Origin of the sequence: Streptomyces sp. CY-1, assembly GCF_047218265.1 — a bacterium.
In the GTDB taxonomy this organism is placed as follows: domain Bacteria; phylum Actinomycetota; class Actinomycetes; order Streptomycetales; family Streptomycetaceae; genus Streptomyces; species Streptomyces niphimycinicus.
The window spans coordinates 76210-92999 of the sequence record NZ_CP178393.1 but is presented as its reverse complement, the minus strand read 5'-3'; the positions used below and the strand labels follow the sequence as shown (position 1 = coordinate 92999).

At 68.3% G+C, this 16790-nt stretch carries 15 protein-coding genes; 10 read left to right on the top strand and 5 right to left on the bottom strand.

All coding sequences use genetic code 11. The annotated features are described in order from the left end of the window. Positions 1-34: 34 nt before the first annotated feature. Positions 35-994 carry an alpha/beta hydrolase family protein gene (locus tag ACK1X7_RS00495; protein WP_390795353.1) on the bottom strand — a complete coding sequence of 320 codons (960 nt, stop codon included), beginning with the start codon at positions 992-994 and terminating at the stop codon, positions 35-37. 397 nt (positions 995-1391) lie between these two features. On the opposite strand from ACK1X7_RS00495, the gene ACK1X7_RS00490 reads away from it, so the two are divergent. Next, positions 1392-1757, top strand: a complete 366-nt coding sequence (locus ACK1X7_RS00490) for a hypothetical protein (protein ID WP_390795354.1) — start codon at positions 1392-1394, stop codon at positions 1755-1757. An 847-nt stretch (positions 1758-2604) separates the two neighbouring features. Here the strand turns inward: ACK1X7_RS00490 and ACK1X7_RS00485 are convergent. After that, complete coding sequence (locus ACK1X7_RS00485) at positions 2605-2997, bottom strand: winged helix-turn-helix transcriptional regulator (protein WP_413114486.1); 393 nt, start codon at positions 2995-2997, stop codon at positions 2605-2607. 94 nt (positions 2998-3091) lie between these two features. On the opposite strand from ACK1X7_RS00485, the gene ACK1X7_RS00480 reads away from it, so the two are divergent. The 3 genes from ACK1X7_RS00480 to ACK1X7_RS00470 all read left to right on the top strand — a co-directional run bounded on the left by ACK1X7_RS00480 (position 3092) and on the right by ACK1X7_RS00470 (position 5292). Then, positions 3092-3619 (top strand): hypothetical protein, encoded by a 528-nt coding sequence (locus ACK1X7_RS00480; protein WP_413114485.1) that lies wholly within the window; start codon positions 3092-3094, stop codon positions 3617-3619. 94 nt (positions 3620-3713) lie between these two features. Further along, complete coding sequence (locus ACK1X7_RS00475) at positions 3714-4904, top strand: alginate lyase family protein (protein ID WP_413114484.1); 1191 nt, start codon at positions 3714-3716, stop codon at positions 4902-4904. Between the two features lie 208 nt (positions 4905-5112). Then, positions 5113-5292 carry a hypothetical protein gene (locus tag ACK1X7_RS00470; RefSeq protein ID WP_385158085.1) on the top strand — a complete coding sequence of 60 codons (180 nt, stop codon included), beginning with the start codon at positions 5113-5115 and terminating at the stop codon, positions 5290-5292. Here ACK1X7_RS00470 and ACK1X7_RS00465 read toward each other — a convergent pair. Beyond that, positions 5286-6251 carry a glycoside hydrolase family 6 protein gene (locus ACK1X7_RS00465; protein WP_385158083.1) on the bottom strand — a complete coding sequence of 322 codons (966 nt, stop codon included), beginning with the start codon at positions 6249-6251 and terminating at the stop codon, positions 5286-5288. The two genes, ACK1X7_RS00470 and ACK1X7_RS00465, sit on opposite strands and share 7 nt — an antisense overlap. A 645-nt stretch (positions 6252-6896) precedes the next feature. Between ACK1X7_RS00465 and ACK1X7_RS00460 the strand changes: the two genes are divergently transcribed. The 6 genes from ACK1X7_RS00460 (at position 6897) to ACK1X7_RS00435 (ending at position 13583) form a co-directional block, all read left to right on the top strand. Continuing rightward, positions 6897-7913 carry a LacI family DNA-binding transcriptional regulator gene (locus tag ACK1X7_RS00460; protein ID WP_413114483.1) on the top strand — a complete coding sequence of 339 codons (1017 nt, stop codon included), beginning with the start codon at positions 6897-6899 and terminating at the stop codon, positions 7911-7913. A 238-nt stretch (positions 7914-8151) separates the two neighbouring features. Then, complete coding sequence (locus tag ACK1X7_RS00455) at positions 8152-8484, top strand: hypothetical protein (RefSeq protein ID WP_398159136.1); 333 nt, start codon at positions 8152-8154, stop codon at positions 8482-8484. Positions 8485-8516: 32 nt separating this feature from the next. Next, the gene (locus ACK1X7_RS00450) at positions 8517-9425 is read left to right on the top strand and encodes an alpha/beta hydrolase family protein (RefSeq protein ID WP_390795359.1); all 909 of its coding nucleotides are present in this window, start codon (positions 8517-8519) and stop codon (positions 9423-9425) included. A gap of 66 nt (positions 9426-9491) precedes the next feature. Continuing rightward, positions 9492-10517 carry an endo-1,4-beta-xylanase gene (locus ACK1X7_RS00445; RefSeq protein WP_385156824.1) on the top strand — a complete coding sequence of 342 codons (1026 nt, stop codon included), beginning with the start codon at positions 9492-9494 and terminating at the stop codon, positions 10515-10517. A gap of 214 nt (positions 10518-10731) precedes the next feature. Further along, positions 10732-12150 (top strand): non-reducing end alpha-L-arabinofuranosidase family hydrolase, encoded by a 1419-nt coding sequence (locus ACK1X7_RS00440; protein WP_385156826.1) that lies wholly within the window; start codon positions 10732-10734, stop codon positions 12148-12150. A gap of 404 nt (positions 12151-12554) precedes the next feature. Next, positions 12555-13583 carry an NADP-dependent oxidoreductase gene (locus ACK1X7_RS00435; protein WP_390795362.1) on the top strand — a complete coding sequence of 343 codons (1029 nt, stop codon included), beginning with the start codon at positions 12555-12557 and terminating at the stop codon, positions 13581-13583. Between the two features lie 571 nt (positions 13584-14154). Here ACK1X7_RS00435 and ACK1X7_RS00430 read toward each other — a convergent pair. Beyond that, positions 14155-15243 (bottom strand): alpha/beta hydrolase, encoded by a 1089-nt coding sequence (locus ACK1X7_RS00430; protein ID WP_413114482.1) that lies wholly within the window; start codon positions 15241-15243, stop codon positions 14155-14157. After that, positions 15240-16730, bottom strand: a complete 1491-nt coding sequence (locus tag ACK1X7_RS00425; RefSeq protein ID WP_413114481.1) for a M1 family metallopeptidase — start codon at positions 16728-16730, stop codon at positions 15240-15242. Before ACK1X7_RS00425 ends, ACK1X7_RS00430 begins: the two co-directional genes overlap by 4 nt. Positions 16731-16790 lie beyond the last annotated feature (60 nt).

Below are 16790 nucleotides of genomic sequence, written 5' to 3'. Positions count from 1 at the left end.
CAGGCCGAGCCGATGGCGAGGGCTTCGGCCTGATCTACTTGGATTCGACCCGTCCGAGCGGGTCGGGGCCGGAGGCCGGTGCGTCGCGCACGGTCTGCCAGGTGGAGTCCCCGGGGTAGAGCTCGCTGCGCAGATAGGCCCAGGTGAGGCGCGCGACCATGGCGACCCGCTCGGGGTTCTCGTCCGTGGTCTCGGCGACGTCGTATCCGGGGATCCCGCCGAGTGCGTGCCCCGCGCCGAACAGGGTGAGCAGGGATTTGGGGCTGGGGCCGAGCGTGTAGGGGTCGGCGTGCCAGTCCGGTCCCATGTCGGTGAAGTGCCGGGAGTCGTCTTCGTCACCGGCGACGACCAGCGCGGGGGTGGCCATCGTGGAGAAGTCGATGGTCGCGAGGACCGGCAGCATGTCGCCCATGGGCCCGTTGAGGACGTCGCCCCTGCCGGGCGCGGCGAGCAGCACGCCCGCCTTGATCCGGGGTTCGAGGAGGTTCACCTCCTTGCCGGTGTCGGGGTCGGTGAGCTTGGCTCCGAGCAGGGTGCTGGAGGTGAAGCCGCCGAAGGAGTGTCCGGCGACGGCGACCTTGGTGTGGTCGATCCGCCCGGCCAGCAGCGGCACGGCCTTCTCGATCTCGTCGAGCCGGTCAAGGATGTGGGTCATGTCCTCGGCGCGCGAGCGCCAGAAGAAGGGCGCTCCGGGGGCGTCGGCGACCAGGTGGCTCAGGGTCCTGGAGGTGAGGTGGGTGGGCTGGATGACGACGAATCCGTGGGCGGCCCAGAAGTTGACCAGCGGCGCGTAGCCGTTCAGCGAGGAGAGGTTGTTCGAGGGGCCTTGACCGTGGGAGAGCAGGATGACGGGCAGGCCGGTGCCGGTCTCGGGTGCGGAGACGCGTACTTGGAGGTCCACGGGACGTCCGGGTACGGACAGCACCACCGGGCTGTAGGACAGGACCGGGGCGGGCGAGCCCGAGGTGTCGGCGGTGGTGGCGGATGTGCTCATGATGCGTTGGTTGCCCTTCTGCGGACCCTGCCGCCTTGCGGTCTGGTTCGACCGGCGCGTGACGAGGCGGTCAGGAGCGTTCCGCCTCGGCCAGCTTGAAGTGGAGCGTTGCTCCAATTAGTATTCGGAACGGTGCTCCGGTTTGTCAAGCTGGTTGGGAAGAAGGGCGTCATGCCCACCGAGAGTCCCACCGGGAAGGCGCCGGCCCGAAGTGAGCAGGCCGACGCGCTGGGCGGCCAGCGGCCAGCGGCCAGCAGCCAGCAGTCAGTCACGCGGCACGCCGAAGTCTGGCCAGGGAACTGGGCATCCGGGGGAGCAGCCTGGAAGAGGAGGAGGTCGTACGACCGGCAGAAGGGACAAACGCGCCTACATCGAGGCGACGCTGCCGACGGCGGAAGTGCTGGCCGACGCGTTCAGCGACTTCGACTGCGAGGCATCGCTGAAGCGCATCGCCCAACTGGCGGTCAGCCGGGCCACGGACGAGATGGATCACTGCGCACCCATGGTGAAGGCCGAGTCCGGGTCCCGGGCGCGATCGCAGTACTACGGCCGCCCGGTCTGCCGCCAGGCCGCGACCGATCTGGACAGACTCTCCTCAGAGGTAGTGCGCGACACGGACGCGGTGGACGTGGACGCGGGCCCTGAGCCAACGAAGCTCGCCGACGCCGTGTGTCGACCGGACGCATCCACCGATGAGGACTACGGCCATGTGCCCCGGCCCGACCCCGCACGCGCCGCCGAGCTCGAAGAGCACTTCGCATAGCGGGCAAGAACACATCAACCCTCGTGGCCGGGCAGGTACGAAGACGTCGTACCTGCCCGGCCGGGCTCCGGCCCACGACCTGACTCCGGGCTGACCCGCGCGGGGCGAGCGGAAGTCAGCTCACCCCGCGAGCCGCGCCACTGCCGATCCGGCGTGGGGCTTTCGTCAGGAGCGGTGGTCGAAAGCGGCGAAACCGTCGGTGGGTGACCTGCGCCACACAGCATTTGACGAGCAGTCTCCAGCGCAGGAGGGCTCTGTGTCACGCCGGGCCGACCAGCGCGGTCCCGGACACACCTCATGCGAACGGCCGGCGTGGCTACCTGTAGAGCGCATTCACCCCAGGACGGGGCCGCAGGCACGCGCGCTCGCGGGAAGCGGCTGCGGAGAGCAGGAGGCGCGCCCAGCGGTCGGCGGCATCGTTGGCCGACGGTCGGGTGCCGGCTTCCCGGCCGGGAAGCGGCCGGTGACGGGGTGCCGGAGGTGATGAGCGGCGCTCAACCGAGCCTGCCCCTGCGGCGCTCCGGTCGCGACTCTCGCAGTCGACTGCTTCGGGCCCTACGAACTGCACTTCGACCCCGTCCGGATGTACGTGTTCTGATTGGACCACCCCTGGACTGGTGAACTGGGGGTGCGGGGTGGCACGGCCGAGGCTGCGGGACGTCGACAACGAACTCTGATCGGTGATCGAGCCGCTGCGGACCAGGACCGGACCATCGTGGTGAGCACACCCACGGCCGACGCCGGCTCTCGGACAGCGTTCACCCTGTCGGCCCAGACCGCGTTCTCCATCTGCGCCAGACCAGAGGCCGGCCTCACATGACATGCCTACAGGTGATTGAGCGGGCGGCTATGTGTCAGCCCTGCTGTCGTACGCCCGCTGGCAGTTCTGGATTTCCTCGCCGTGCTCGACAGTCCAGTTGTAAAGGTGCCCGAAAGGCTCGCGCAGGGACTCGCCCAGCGCCGTGAGCGAGTACTCGACGCCGACCGGTGAGGTCGGCAGTACCTTTCGCTGAATCATGCCGTTCCGCTCAAGACGGCGCAGTGCCTGAGTGAGGACACGCTGCGTCACACCTTCCAAGCGGCGCTTCAGCTCGTTGAACCGCATGGGCTGCTCCAGCAGCGCCATGATCATCATCGACCACTTGTCCGCTATCTGGTCAAGGATCGGCCGGCTGGGGCAGTCCGCCCGGAAAACGATGCGTACTCCCGCGTCAACGCCGTGCGGTTCGGTATCCCTCATGGCCCTTGGTTCTCCCGGAGTGCGTTCTTGACGGTCCCAGCGGCGTCGCCGACGGTAGGTATGCATGGCAAACCTACATGCCTATCGATAACTGATGGAGAACATCTTGACCACCAATGGACACTCGACCCTGCACATGAGCATCGAAGGCGGCGTCGCCCGGATCGTCTTCGATAATCCGCCGGTGAACGCGCCCGACGCGACGATGATGCGCGAGCTCCGCGCGGAGCTGGACGCCCGGACTCCTCCGCGAGAACGAGGCGTGGGCCACTCGGATCGCTTTGCCTGCCGTTCAGCAGTTGATGGGCCGAGGACCGCGCAACGGGGCGCAGACACCGGCAGGCGAACGTGGCCTCGAGGAACTGATGCGCAGTGCCGCGCACCGAATGAGTCAGGCCCAGTAGCTGAGGCCAGGACGGCCGTGCGGGCCGGTGACGCGATCTGCGCAGTAGATCGTCCGCCAGCGGTTGATTGCCGGTTTTTCGGTGCTCGAATCGGTGGCGGACGTCCGCTTCCCGACGCGCTGCCGCCGGCGCTGCGCCGCCTGCTGGCCGTCGAGTCCGACCGTTTCGACGAGACCTTCCGCGCCGGGGGAGAAGGCCGCAGTCATCCGCAGCTTTGATTATTGACATGTTCACGGCTGGCCCTTATGGTCCAGGCCATTCTCGTCTGTATGCGGGAACGATGTTCTCATTCATGAACTGAGGAGTCGGCGGATGGCACCAACCAGAACCGCGTTACTCAGTGTTCTCGCCTTGCTGGCCGGCCTGCTGAGCCTTCAGTTCAGCGGACCGGCCCCACGGGCCACGGCCGCGCCGGCCGCCTTCACCCATCCCGGGGTGCTGGTGAGCCGGGCCCAACTCGACTACGCCCGTTCGAAGGTGCAGGCCGGTCAGCAGCCCTGGAAGGCCGCCTACGACAACATGATGGCCAGCTCCTACGCCTCGCTGTCGCGCACCCCCCAACCACGCGCCGTCGTGGAGTGCGGCTCGTCGTCCAACCCCAACCACGGGTGCACCGAGGAGCGCCAGGACGCCATCGCGGCCTACACCGACGCGCTCGCCTGGTACTTCACCCGGGACAGCAGGTACGCCAAGAAGTCGATCGAGATCATGGACGCCTGGTCCTCCACGATCACTGATCACACCAACAGCAACGCCCCGTTGCAGTCCGGCTGGTCCGGTGCCACCTGGCCGCGCGCCGCCGAGATCATCAAGTACACCTACGACGGCGGCTGGTCGGGTGCCGGACGCTTCGCCACCATGCTGCGGGATGTATACCTCCCCGAGGTGATCAACGGCGCGGCGACCAAGAACGGCAACTGGGAACTGGTGATGACCGAGGCGGCCATCGGCATCTCGGTGTTCATCGAGGACCGCTCCGCCTACGACAAGGCGGTCGGTACCTACCTCGACCGCGTCCCTGCGTACGTCTACCTGACCGCAGACGGCGATCTGCCCAAACCGCCCGCGAACAGCAGCATCGACACCGAGGCCGAGATCATCAAGTACTGGCAGGGCCAGCGCACCTTCGCCGACGGCCTCGCCCAGGAGACCTGCCGCGACTTCGGGCACACCGGCTGGGGCATCGCCTCCATCGCGGACATCGCGGAGACCAGCCGCATCCAGGGCCAGGACCTCTATCCGAAGATCCAGGACCGGCTGCGCTACGCACTGGGTTTCCACACCGCCTATGAGAACGGCTCCACCGTGCCCTCCTGGCTGTGCGGCGGCACCGTCAAGAAGGGCCTGGACCAGGTCACCGAAGTCGGCTTCAACGCCCTCCACAACCGCCTCGGCATCAGCATGTCCAACACCCAGAAGTACACCGAGGCCCACCGCCCGTCCGGCACCGACAACTACTTCAACGCCTGGACGACCCTCACCCACGCGGACAACCCGTCCTGACCGAGCGGCGCCGCGGCCGGCCCGACGCCCGCGCGGGCGGTGCCGCGGCCCGCTCGGAAGTCCTCCAGCCCTGGTCACCCTGCGGTCCGCAGTCGCCGGGGGCCGGGGCCGCTCACCGGCGCTCCGGGTGCGGCCACGCTGTCCCTGCTGCACGGGCTGATCACCGTCCTTGCCGACGCCGGGGCGCTCACCCGGCTGCCGCGCGGCGATGTCCCGGCGCGCGCCGGACGGCATCACCCGTGTAGCGGTCCGGATCGACTTCGGCAAGGTCTGGGTCACCAACGGTGAACTCACCTCCCCGAGCGAGGTCAAGCGCTCACTGCCCATCGTGGTGATGCTGCACGGCAGCGGGCGCAATGGCATGAACCGGACTGTGGTGGATCAGTAGCCGTAGATCATCTTGTAGGCGGCCTCGGGGAGGAACTCGCCGGCCGAGGAGCCGGCTCCGACGCCGCAGTTGCCGTCGGACTCGCCCGGGGTCTTGATCCACAAGAGCATCTCGGCGCCTCCGCCCATCTGGGTGGCGGTGCCGATGCGGCGGCCCGAGGGGTTGCACCACTGGCCGTTGGAGCCGTTGCCGTTGCGGCTGGTGTCCACGACGAACGGCTTGGTGTAGCCGTAGCGGGCGTTGAGCTCGCTGTTGACGGCGTTGCCGTAGGCGGTGTTCTCGGCCGTGGTGAAGTAGTTGGAAACGTTGAGGGAGAAGCCGTGGGCCTGTCGAAGACCGGCTTCGTGGAGGCGCCGGGCCATGGTCGCCGGGTCCGCCCAGCCCGGGTTGCCGGCGTCGAGGTAGACCCAGGTGTTGGGGGCCTGCCGGTTGAACTGGGCGAGGGCGCCGGTGAGCATGCCCTCGCGTTCGTCGATCTGAGCCTGGGTCATGCAACCGTAGTCCCCGAGAGAGTCCGGTTCGAGGATCACGACAGCCGGGCGGTTGGCTATTCCGCCGGCGAACTGGGCGATCCAGGTCGCGTAGGCGGACGGCGAAGCGGCCCCGCCCGCGGAGTGCCCGCCGCAGTAGTCACGGTTGTAGATGTTGTAGGCGACGAGGATGGGCAGTTTATCCGCACTGTCCGCGGCGCCCACGTACGCGCCGGTGGCGGTGCCGATGGTGCCGCTCCAGGAACCGAACCAGCGGGCCATCGGGGTATTGGCGATGGAGGCGTTGATCGCGGGCGCCCGGCCGTCGCCGGGGTTGGCGGCGGCCCACCTCTTCGCGCTGGAGTCGGGGTCCACGTAGAACCCGTTGGTCATGGTGGTCGGATCGGCCGCGTGGGCGGACGGTGCGATGGCGAGCGCCAGCGGCAGAGCGAAGAACGCTGCCACCAGGGCGCGGAGTCTGTGGCGCATGACTGTACCTCGGTTTCCTGGCAGGGATGCGTCGCACGCTCTCGGTCACGAGCGAACGACGTGCTGAGGAAGTGCGGTGGTACGAGGCCCCCTTGTGCCGGCGACTCGCGGTGGAGGCGACAGGGCCGAAGGCTGGCGGCGAGTATTGGGAGCACTCCCAATGGGAGCGCTCCCAATTGCGCTGAGAGTGCTTGGGGCGTGGCAGGTATCGTGTTGTGGGCTGGTGAAACTGTCAAGGGTCGACGTAACAACTCGCCCTTCACGGGGGCGAGGTCAAGGCTCTGCGGCTCCACAATTGGAAGCGCTCCCAACCCTCCGGTCCCTGGCGGACCCGTACTCGTCCTCGTCGCCCACCGGGCCGGTGGCAGCGGAATGAGCCGGGGTGAGGCGTGTCCCGTCCGATCGCGAGGGAAGGGCGCATGGCTCATGGCAGAAGACGCGACGCGATCCGGGGCCGCCATCGATTTCCCGACCTGGCTTGTTCGGCCGGCAGAAGGCGGTGCGACTGCACGAGGGGCCGCGAGTGTCAGAATGACGGCTCGCAGGCGGTGTTGATCGTGCGGGTGACGTACGTGACCCGGCAGGCGGCGAGCCCGTCGGGAGCGGGGAAGAGTGGCCGTGGTGGACAGTCGTGGGGGAGCGTCGGTGGACAGCGGGAAGGGCGCGCGGAGTGGCGGGCCGACGTCGGTGAAGATCGCGCACATAGCCGAGTTGGCGGGTGTGTCGGTGCCCACGGTGTCGCGGGTGCTCAATGGCCGGCCAGGGGTGTCCGACGAGACCCGGGCCCGGGTCGAGGACCTGATCAACGAGTACGGATACCGTAAGTCCTCGGACAACAAGCAGAGGTTCGTGGAGCTGATCTTCCGCGAGCTGGAGAGCATGTGGGTGGGGGAGATCATCCGCGGTGTCGAGGAGGCGGCCCGCAGGAACCACGCGGGCGTCGTGGTCTCCAAGTTCGGCCTGCACGACGCCGACGCCTCGGTCGACGACACCGTGGGGCGACGCCCGCTGTGTGTCCTGTCCGTGTTCCAGCTCCCTGAAGCGGAACGGGAGCGATTCAAGGCGAAAGGCATCCCTTACGTCGTCTTCGATCCGGTCGACGACGTTCCCGACGGTGTGCCCTATGTCGGTGCCACCAACTTCAAGGGAGGCCAGTCCGCGACGCGCCACGCGCTGTCCCTCGGGCACCGGCGCATCGCGATGATCGACGGTCCCGATCACGCGTTCTGCCTGGCCCGGGCGGCGGGCTACCGGTCCGCTCTCGAGGCGGCCGGACTGCCCGTGGACCCGGATCTGACGGTCCGTGCCCAACTCACGCGGGAGGGCGGCCAGATCGCGGCCCGCACCCTGCTCGGCAGGTCCGAACGGCCCACCGCGATCGTCACCGCGAACGACATGCAGGCGCTCGGCGTCTATCAGGCGGCCCGCGAGGCCGGGCTTCGTGTCCCGGAGGACCTGAGCGTGGTCGGTTTCGACGACATGCCGGTCGCTGTCTGGGCGGATCCGCCGTTGACGACGGTGCATCAGCCCTTGAGTGAAATGGGCGCTGCCGCAACGGAGTTGGCCCTCGCGCTGGGCCGCGGCGAGAGGGTTCCGCAGCTCGGTCTGGAGATCGCCACGGAACTCGTGGTCCGCCAGAGCACGGCACCGCCGAGGAGCTGAGCGCGGCTCTGTCGACGCGTCGGGCGCGGCGTGTGGCGTGTGGCGTGTGGCGTGTGGCGAGAAATTTTCACGCAAGAGTTTCTGGTCCAAGGTTGAAAATCTTGCGCACACAGGATTGACCGAGCTCCGTCAAGCGCCTCATCATTCCTACGTCCGAAGGTTCGGTCGTCGTTCGAAATATCGACCATGCTTCGTGCTTCGCCGCATGCGCACCAGATGAGCCGCTATGGAGTCGCCCATGCCCTTGTTACCTCGCCATGCCTATGTGGTCCTGCTCATCGCCCCGTTGGCGGCGTGCTCGGCCGTGCCCGCGAAGGGAGCGACACCGGCGGGCACCCGCCGGCAGGACCTGCCGGGCAGTTTCCGCTGGTCGTCCACGGCATCGGTGATCTCACCCCAGCAGGACGGCAGCGCCATCGGCAGCGACGGCAACCGCAACGACCAGACCATGACCGTTGACCCCTGCCGGCTCCAACTCCTCCACCAGGGCCGCAACCCCAACTCCAGCGGCGAGTACTCGCAGTTGCCCTACCGGCTCGGCCTGGCCACCCAGACCGACCCCACCTGCTGAGACCTCCCTGTCCCCCACGCAAGGAGTTACACATGTCGACCAGTCGACGCACCTTCCTCGGCCTGACCGCGGCCGCGACAGCGGGCCTGAGCATTCCCCTGCTCGGCCCGGCACCGGCTACCGCCTCAGGGGCCGAACCGGCCGCGCCCGCCGGGCAGTTCGCCGTCGGTGTACGCCAGTTCAACTGGAGCCGCGGCGCCCGCTCGCTGCTCACCAAGGTCTTCTACCCCACCCCCGGAGCCCCTGGCGGCGCCCCCATACCCAACGCCCCTCTCGCCGACGGTGTGTTCCCCGTCGCCGAGTGGAGCCACGGCATGTACGGCAACTCCGACTCGTACGCCTCGCAGACCCACGCGATAGCCTCCGCCGGCTTCATCTGCCCCGCCCCCTCGTTCTCCGACAACACCAATCTCGGCTCCGTGTACGGAGGCGAATGGTCGAGGGACGTCTCCGAGGTCATCACCCGGACCCTGGCGCTCAACGGCAGCACGGGCGGCCCCTTCGCCGGGCACATCGACACCGCGGCCGGCGTCGGCGTCTCCGGGCACTCGATGGGCGGCATGACCACCCACGGCCTGGTGACCGCCTGGCCCGACGACCGCATCACCGCCGCGGTCCCGGTCGCCTGCGTGGACATGGGCACGCCCGCCGCCTCGGTCCGTGCGGGCGTGCTGTTCATTCACGGCGACAAGGACCCGACCTGCGACTACGCCCTGGCCCGGCGAGCGTACGAGGAACTGCCCGCACCCAAGGCGTTTCTCACCCACCTCGGCGCGGACCACGCCGCATATCTGAACCCGGGGTTCCCCACCTTCGAGCGGACCCAGAACACCCTCGTGGACTGGTTCCGGTGGCGGCTGTACCACGACACGGCCGCCCGCGACCGCCTCCCGGCCGATGCCACCGGCGCCGGTACCCGCTGGGAATCCGCCCTCTCCTGACGGCCGCGGGCCGGACGAATTCCAGTCCCTGCACAGCCACCCACCCCCATCAGAAAGGGATCCGGAATGACCGACAGATCCTCCCGAAGGCGTACCCCGCGACGCGCCCGGACGGCGATCACCGCCGCGGCGACCGGCGTCACGGCGGCAGCGGCCGTCCTGGCGTTCTCACCCACCGCTCATGCCGCCGACACCCTCGGCGGTGCGGCCGCCCAGAAGGGCCGGTACTTCGGCGCCGCGGTCGCACCCCACCTCGGTGAGACGGACTACGAGTCCACGTTGAACCGGGAGTTCTCCAGCGTCGTCGCCGAGAACGCGATGAAGTGGGACGCCACCGAGCCGAGCCCGAATCAGTTCAACTTCAGCGGCGGCGACCAACTCGTCAACTACGCCCAGCAGCGCGGCAAATGGGTACGCGGCCACACCCTGGTCTGGCACGCCCAACAGCCCGGCTGGGTACAGGGATTGGCCGGCGACTCCCTGCGCCAGGCCATGCGCAACCACATCACCAAGGTCGCCGCCCACTACGCGGGCAAGATCGACTCCTGGGACGTGGTCAACGAGGCGTTCGAATGGGACGGCAGCCGCCGCCAGTCCAACCTCCAGCAGCAGCTCGGCAACGGCTGGATAGAGGACGCCTTCCGCACCGCGAAGGCAGCCGACCCCAAGGCCAAGCTCTGCTACAACGATTACGGCACCGACGGCATCAACGCCAAGAGCGACGCCATCTACCGGATGGTCCAGGACTTCCGCGCCCGCGGCGTCCCGATCGATTGTGTCGGTTTCCAGAGCCACCTGGCCTCGAACTCCGACCTCGGCACCTATCGGCAGAACCTCCAGCGCTTCGCCGACCTCGGCGTGAACGTGCAGATCACCGAGCTCGACGTCGGCGGCTCCGGATCGGCGCAGGCCAATGTGTACCGGCAGGTCGCCCAGGCGTGCGTGGCAGTCGCCCGCTGCAACGGCATCACCGTGTGGGGCGTCACCGACAAGTACTCCTGGCGCGCCCAGGAAACCCCGCTGCTCTTCAACGGCAGCTACCAGAAGAAGGAGGCGTACGGCGCGGTCCTCGCGGTACTGAACAGCGCCTGAATCCGGCCGGGGCCCGGTGGTCGTTTCGCCGGGCCCCGTATCGGGACTGTCATGGTCCTGGCCCCTTCGAGATCCAGGCCGGTGGCGAAGGCCCTGCACAGGCAGGGGTCGCCCGGTCCCCAGGCACCACTTTGATCCGCGCACCACATCGGCAGTCCGGGCAGCCTCTGACGGGGCCATCCGGAACCGCGTACTCAAGGATGACGAGGTACCCATGCGCAGACGAAGCATCAGCCGCAGACATCTGTCCGGGGTGTTCGCCGCTGCGGTTGCGACCCTCCTCTTGCTGGCGGCGACGCTCGTCGCCAACCCGGCTCAGGCTGCCACCAGCGGTGCCTTGCGCGGTGGGGGTTCCGGCCGGTGTCTCGACGTACCGAACGCCAACCAGACCGACGGCACGTCCCTACAGCTCTGGGACTGCTCGAGCGGGACCAACCAACAGTGGACACGGACGGACAGCAATCAGTTGACCGTGTACGGCAACAAGTGTCTGGATGTCCCGGGCCACGCCACGACGGCCGGTACCCGGGTGCAGATCTGGACCTGTAGCGGCGGTGCGAACCAGCAGTGGCGGGTCAACTCCGACGGCACGATCGTCGGCGTGGAGTCCGGGCTGTGCCTGGACGTCTCTGGTGGCGGCACGGTCAACGGCACGGCGGTGCAGATCTGGACGTGCAATGGCGGCAGCAACCAGAAGTGGACCGGCCTGTCCGGGACTCCGGGCGACGCGTGCGCTCTTCCCTCCGCGTACCGGTGGACGTCGACGGGTGTGCTGGCGCAACCGGCGAACGGGTGGGTCTCACTGAAGGACTTCACCAATGTCGTGTACAACGGCAAGCACCTGGTCTACGCCTCGAACGTTTCGGGATCTTCGTACGGCTCGATGGCGTTCGGCCCCTTCACGAACTGGTCGGACATGGCGTCGGCCGGCCAGACCGGCATGAGCCAGTCCGCGGTGGCGCCCACGCTGTTCTACTTCGCGCCCAAGAACATCTGGGTACTGGCGTATCAGTGGGGCGCCTGGCCCTTCATCTACCGCACGTCGAGCGACCCCACCAACCCCAACGGGTGGTCCTCGCCGCAGCCGCTGTTCACCGGCAGCATCCCCGGCTCCGGCACCGGCCCGATCGACCAGACCCTGATCGCCGACGGCCAGAACATGTACCTGTTCTTCGCAGGTGACAACGGCAAGATCTACCGGGCGAGCATGCCGATCGGGAACTTCCCGGGCAACTTCGGCTCCTCCTACACGACGGTCATGAGCGACACGCAGAACAACCTGTTCGAGGCGCCGCAGGTTTACAAGGTCAAGGACCAGAACCAGTACCTGATGATCGTTGAGGCGATCGGTGCGAATGGGCGCTACTTCCGCTCGTTCACGGCCTCCAGTCTGAGCGGTTCGTGGACCCCGCAGGCCGGCAGCGAAAACAGCCCCTTCGCCGGCAAGGCCAACAGCGGTGCCACCTGGACCAACGACATCAGCCACGGTGACCTGGTCCGCAACAACCCCGACCAGACCATGACCATCGACCCCTGCAACCTACAGTTCCTCTACCAGGGCAAGTCCCCCAATGCGGGCGGTCCCTACGACCAACTGCCCTGGCGGCCGGGCATCCTTACCTTGCAGCGCTGACCTGCCCGATCCACGATGATCGCGATCTGATGCGGTCTACCGGTGCTCGGACGCACGGTTGCCGGGAGTCGGTTGTTCTTCTGTGCCGGTCGAGGTCAAGTGGCACCCCGGCCCTGCAAGGGCCGGGGTCGGAAGGGTGGTGGCCCAAACGCCGACGATGCCGCTGAGACCCGCGCTGCTGAACCTGTGCGCGATCACCGCTTGGACGGGCCTGTGCCGACCGTAAAGGCACGCTGTCCTATTGCGCGTGATCAAACCAAACTGATATTGGTTCAGTATTGATCGGCGACCAGCGAGAAGACCGTGAATCCCGGAGTGGTGTTGATGAACCAAACCTCCTGCCACCTCAGCGGCATCGCACAACCTGGACTACGCCTCATGCTGCCCGTCACGGTGGTACCGGCATGATGCGGACTGGACGGGAGATCCGGGTCAGGGCATACCCGGCCGGCAGCGTCAGCCCGGACGACTTCGAGTTGGCCGAGGCCCACGTGCCCCGGCCCGGGCCGGGGCAGGTGCTCGTACGCAACACGTGGACATCGGTGGACCCGGGCCTTCGGCTGCGGCTACGTCCCGACGCCCCCTCCGGCTATTTCGCCGCCTTCCCACTCGGACAGGCCATGGACGGCATCATGACCGTGGGGGAGGTGGTGGAGTCCCGGGCCGAGGGCTTCGCCTCGGGCGACGTCGTGTGGCACGCCCAGGGCTGGCGCGAGTACGCCGTCGTGGACGCGGATGCCGAGCAGCTCGGCGGACTCGGCACCCTGACCCGCTTGGACGTCGACGCATGCGAGCCGCAGTGGTATCTCGGCCCGCTGGGCGGTATGGGTCTGACGGCCTACGCCGGTCTCCACGTCGTTGACGCGCTACGAGGTGGGGAAACCGTCTGGGTCTCGGCTGCCGCGGGGGCGGTGGGCAGCTTGGCCGTGCAGATCGCGCGGCTCACGGGCAACCGGGTAGTGGCCAGCGCGGGCACCGACGACAAGGTCGACTGGCTGCGCGACCGCCTGGGCGCCGAAGCCTTCAACTACCGGGTGGGGAACCTCGAGGCGAGGCTGGGCGAGATCGCGCCCGATGGAATCGATGTCTATTTCGACTCCGTCGGGGGGACCCACCTCGAGGCCGCCCTGTCACACCTGAGGAGGGGCGGGCGGGTAGCGCTGTGTGGCTCGATCTCGGAGTACGAGTCCGGCCCGGCCGGGCCGCGGAACCTGTTCCTCGCGGTCTCCAAGGACCTCACCCTCCGCGGGTTCCGCGGGAGCAGCAACCTGCATCTCATGGGGCAGATGCAGCGCCGGATGACCGGGTGGCTTCGCAGCGGCGAGCTGGATTATCGCCAGACCGTGTTCGCAGGTCTGGAATCGGCTCCGCACGCGCTGACGGAGATGATCGCCGGCCGAACGACTGGAAAGACGCTCGTCAGCCTCGGCTGACGCGATGCATGAGGTGTGCCGGGCCGACGGTGGATGAACACAACGACGGCGGCTCGTCGGCAGCAGCCCGCGGTATCGGCCGGAGCACAGGACCAGGACGCCCGGTCCGCCGCGCAGGTCGTCAGGCCGCGCCGTCCCCGTCCCACCCGTGTCCAGCTCACCGGACCGGACAGCGGCACCGACCCCGAGCTGATGGAAGCCCTCGGAACTGACCCGCGATAACGGCTCGACCTTTGACCCGGGTCGAAGGTTTACGGTCGGCGGTGTGAGCACGATGCGGATCTCCCGGCTCGCCGTGCGCTGCGGCGTCCCGGCCACGAGGCGGACGTTTGTCAGGCCAACCGCCCAGCCGATGACACGCCTGCCGGGCGCTCATCCGGCAGGCGTGCGACACGCAAGGAATCACCAATGTTCACCGGACACGAGCAGACCCGTGATCCGCTGGCGAGGTGACCACAGTGACCGTCACCTCTTGCTCGGGTGCCTCACCCGCTCCATGACCTCCGTGGAATGGTCACCGTGGCCGGTGAGCCGCCGACCGGTCGGCGGCGTGTCCGGCTTACGCGGGGCACTACCGGTGTGCCGGTACCACCCGTGTTGTCGCGGTGACGTCCGGCAGGGGCCGTTCGCCGGTGAGTACGGGCAACCCGTCCTGGTCGCCCTGGAGTTCATAGCCGAAGAACGCGGTCGCGTAGGCGATGAGTGCGTCCTGCTGCCGGGAGGGGGACAGTTCCTGGGCCGGGCAGGTGCTGTCGTCGTCACCGAACAGATACGGCGGCGTCCATGTCGTGTTGTAGTAGTCGTGGTTCGCGTTCTTCAGCGAAATCGAGTAGTCCGCTACGGTGTTCAGCCCGCTGACGTCGTCCAGGTACTCCTGGCCCGCCTCGTGGACCGCGCCGTCACAAGAGCTGGTGACCACCGCGAACGGCAGCTTGGTGATGAGTGTGTCGCTGTGGTCGCCCTCCGGGACGTCGAACTTGACCGGAGCCAGCCCCAGGACCGCACGGACGCGCACACCTGCGGGCCATTCACCCCGGTGCTTGTCCGACGCCTGCCACATCACACCCTTACCGCCACGTGAGTGTCCCAGGGTGCCGACGCGGTTCATGTCGACATGGCCGGTGAAGTCCCGTGCCACCGGCCGCCCGGACGGATCGACGAGATGCCCTGCCAGCGGTCCGCCCCCGCCCGCGGCCAACTGCTGCCACAGCCGAAGGTGTTCGTTGATGAGCCGGGCACGGTCGCCGTAGTCGTTGGACACCTGGTTGATGCCGTCCACACTGATCGACACCACGACGAAACCGCGGGCGGCCAGCGCGGCGCCCAGATAGTCGTAGCCGCGGTAACTCGGGAACGGGCTCGAGCCCTCCGTACAGGGCCAGTCGTCGACGGCGTCCTTGGAGTCACAGGCCCACCACGAGCCGTGTGACATGACGATCAGGGGGAGCCGGCCGGTCGGGCGCCGAGGATAGTGCACCTGCGCGCGCACCTCGCTGACCGTGCCGGACTGGGAATCGGTGAACGCCGTGTCACCCAGGTCGTACTCTGCGACCGCGACCGAGCCGACACCGCCCTGCGCCGTGGCGGGCACGTGCGCACCCCCCGCCAGCAGGGCGGAGACGAGCAGCAGCGTGGCCGCCAGACGGATCGTGATTCTCATGTGTGATCTCCCGACCCGCTTGAGGTGTCGCGCGCCGCGGCCGTTCCACCGCCGTGCTCCGCTGCCGGGTCGAGTGACCCGAGGGACCCCGGGAAGAGGTACTTCTTCTCCGGGACGGTGGTGCCGTGCGCCCACGCGCCGAAGAAGCCGGTGAGGTCCTTGCCGGAGACATTCCCCATGAGCGCCTCGAACTGCGGCCAGGACGCGTTGCCGTAGCGGTGGTCGCGCTGCCAGCGCTTGAGGGTGCCGAAGAACGCCGTGTCGCCGACCGTGCGGCGCAGGGCGTGCAGCATCATGGACCCCTTGGAGTACAGGGCGCTGGCCAGTTCGCGGCCCTTGCCGGGGTCGTAGAGCCGAGTCGTCCAGAAGTCCGGGTCCGCCGTGCTCTCCTCCACCATGGAGCGGTAGAAGCCGTTGTCCAGGTCGGCTCCGTGCTTCTCCTCGTCCCATAGCTGGCCGGCGTACTGGGCGAAGCACTCGGCCAGGCAGCCGTCGCGCCAGTCGGAGAGGGAGACGCTGTTGCCGAACCACTGGTGGGTGTTCTCGTGGACCATGGAGACGTCGGAGAACCCCCCTTGGTACGTCGGGCGGCTCTGTGTCTCCAGGGCGTTTGGGCCGTCGTCGTCGTTGCCGTCGATGACGATCGCCCCGGCCGAGGAGAACGGGTACGGGCCGAACTTCGAGGCCAGGAAGTCGATGATCTCCGGCAGTTGTGCCTCCTCTTCGGGGCGGACGCCGGCCCCGGGGCTGTAGGCGTGGATGACCGGGGTGCCGTCGGAGAGCTCCGACGTGCGCATCGTGAACTTGTCGATGCCGATGGTGCTGAGGAACGTGGCCATCGGCCGGTCCTCGTACCAGCGGAACGTGCTCGTGCCCCGGTCGGTGCTGGTGGCGCCCGGCCGCCCGTTGCCGACCACCTTCCAGCCGGTGGGGACCGTGGCCGTGAGCCGGAAGGTCGCCTTGTCCGAGGGGTGGTCGTTGGCCGGGTACCAGGCAGTGGCGGAGTGCGGCTCACCTGTGGCGCTCGCGCCGCCGTCGGCGAGGGTGTGCCAGCTCGCGCCGACCGGTTTGCCGGAGTAGCGGACGCGTACGGAGAAGGGCGTGTTCTTCGCGAGCGGCCGGGCGGGGGTGACGACGAGTTCGTGCGCGCCCTCGCGGGAGACGGCGCTTGCGGGCGTCCCGTCCACGGTGACGGAGGTGACCTGGAAGCCTTCCAGGTCGAGGTGGAAGCGGTCCAGGTCCTGTGTCGCGACGGCCTGTACCGTGGTGTCGCCCTCCAGATGGCGGGGGCGGGCCGGGTCGTAGTTCACGCGGACGTCGTACTCGGAGACGTCGTAGCCGGAGTTGCCGTCGTCGGGGAAGTACGGGTCACCGACGCCGGAGCCGCCGGGGGCGGCGGAGGCCGGCATGGCGGTGAGCACGATGCCGGCGGCCAGGGCCGTGGCCAGGGTGGTGGTGCGGTGGCGGTGTTTCCAGCGGGCAGGCATGCGTCTGCTCCTTCGGGGGTGTTCCGGGGTGTTCGGGGGTGTCGAGAGGCCGGGACCGGG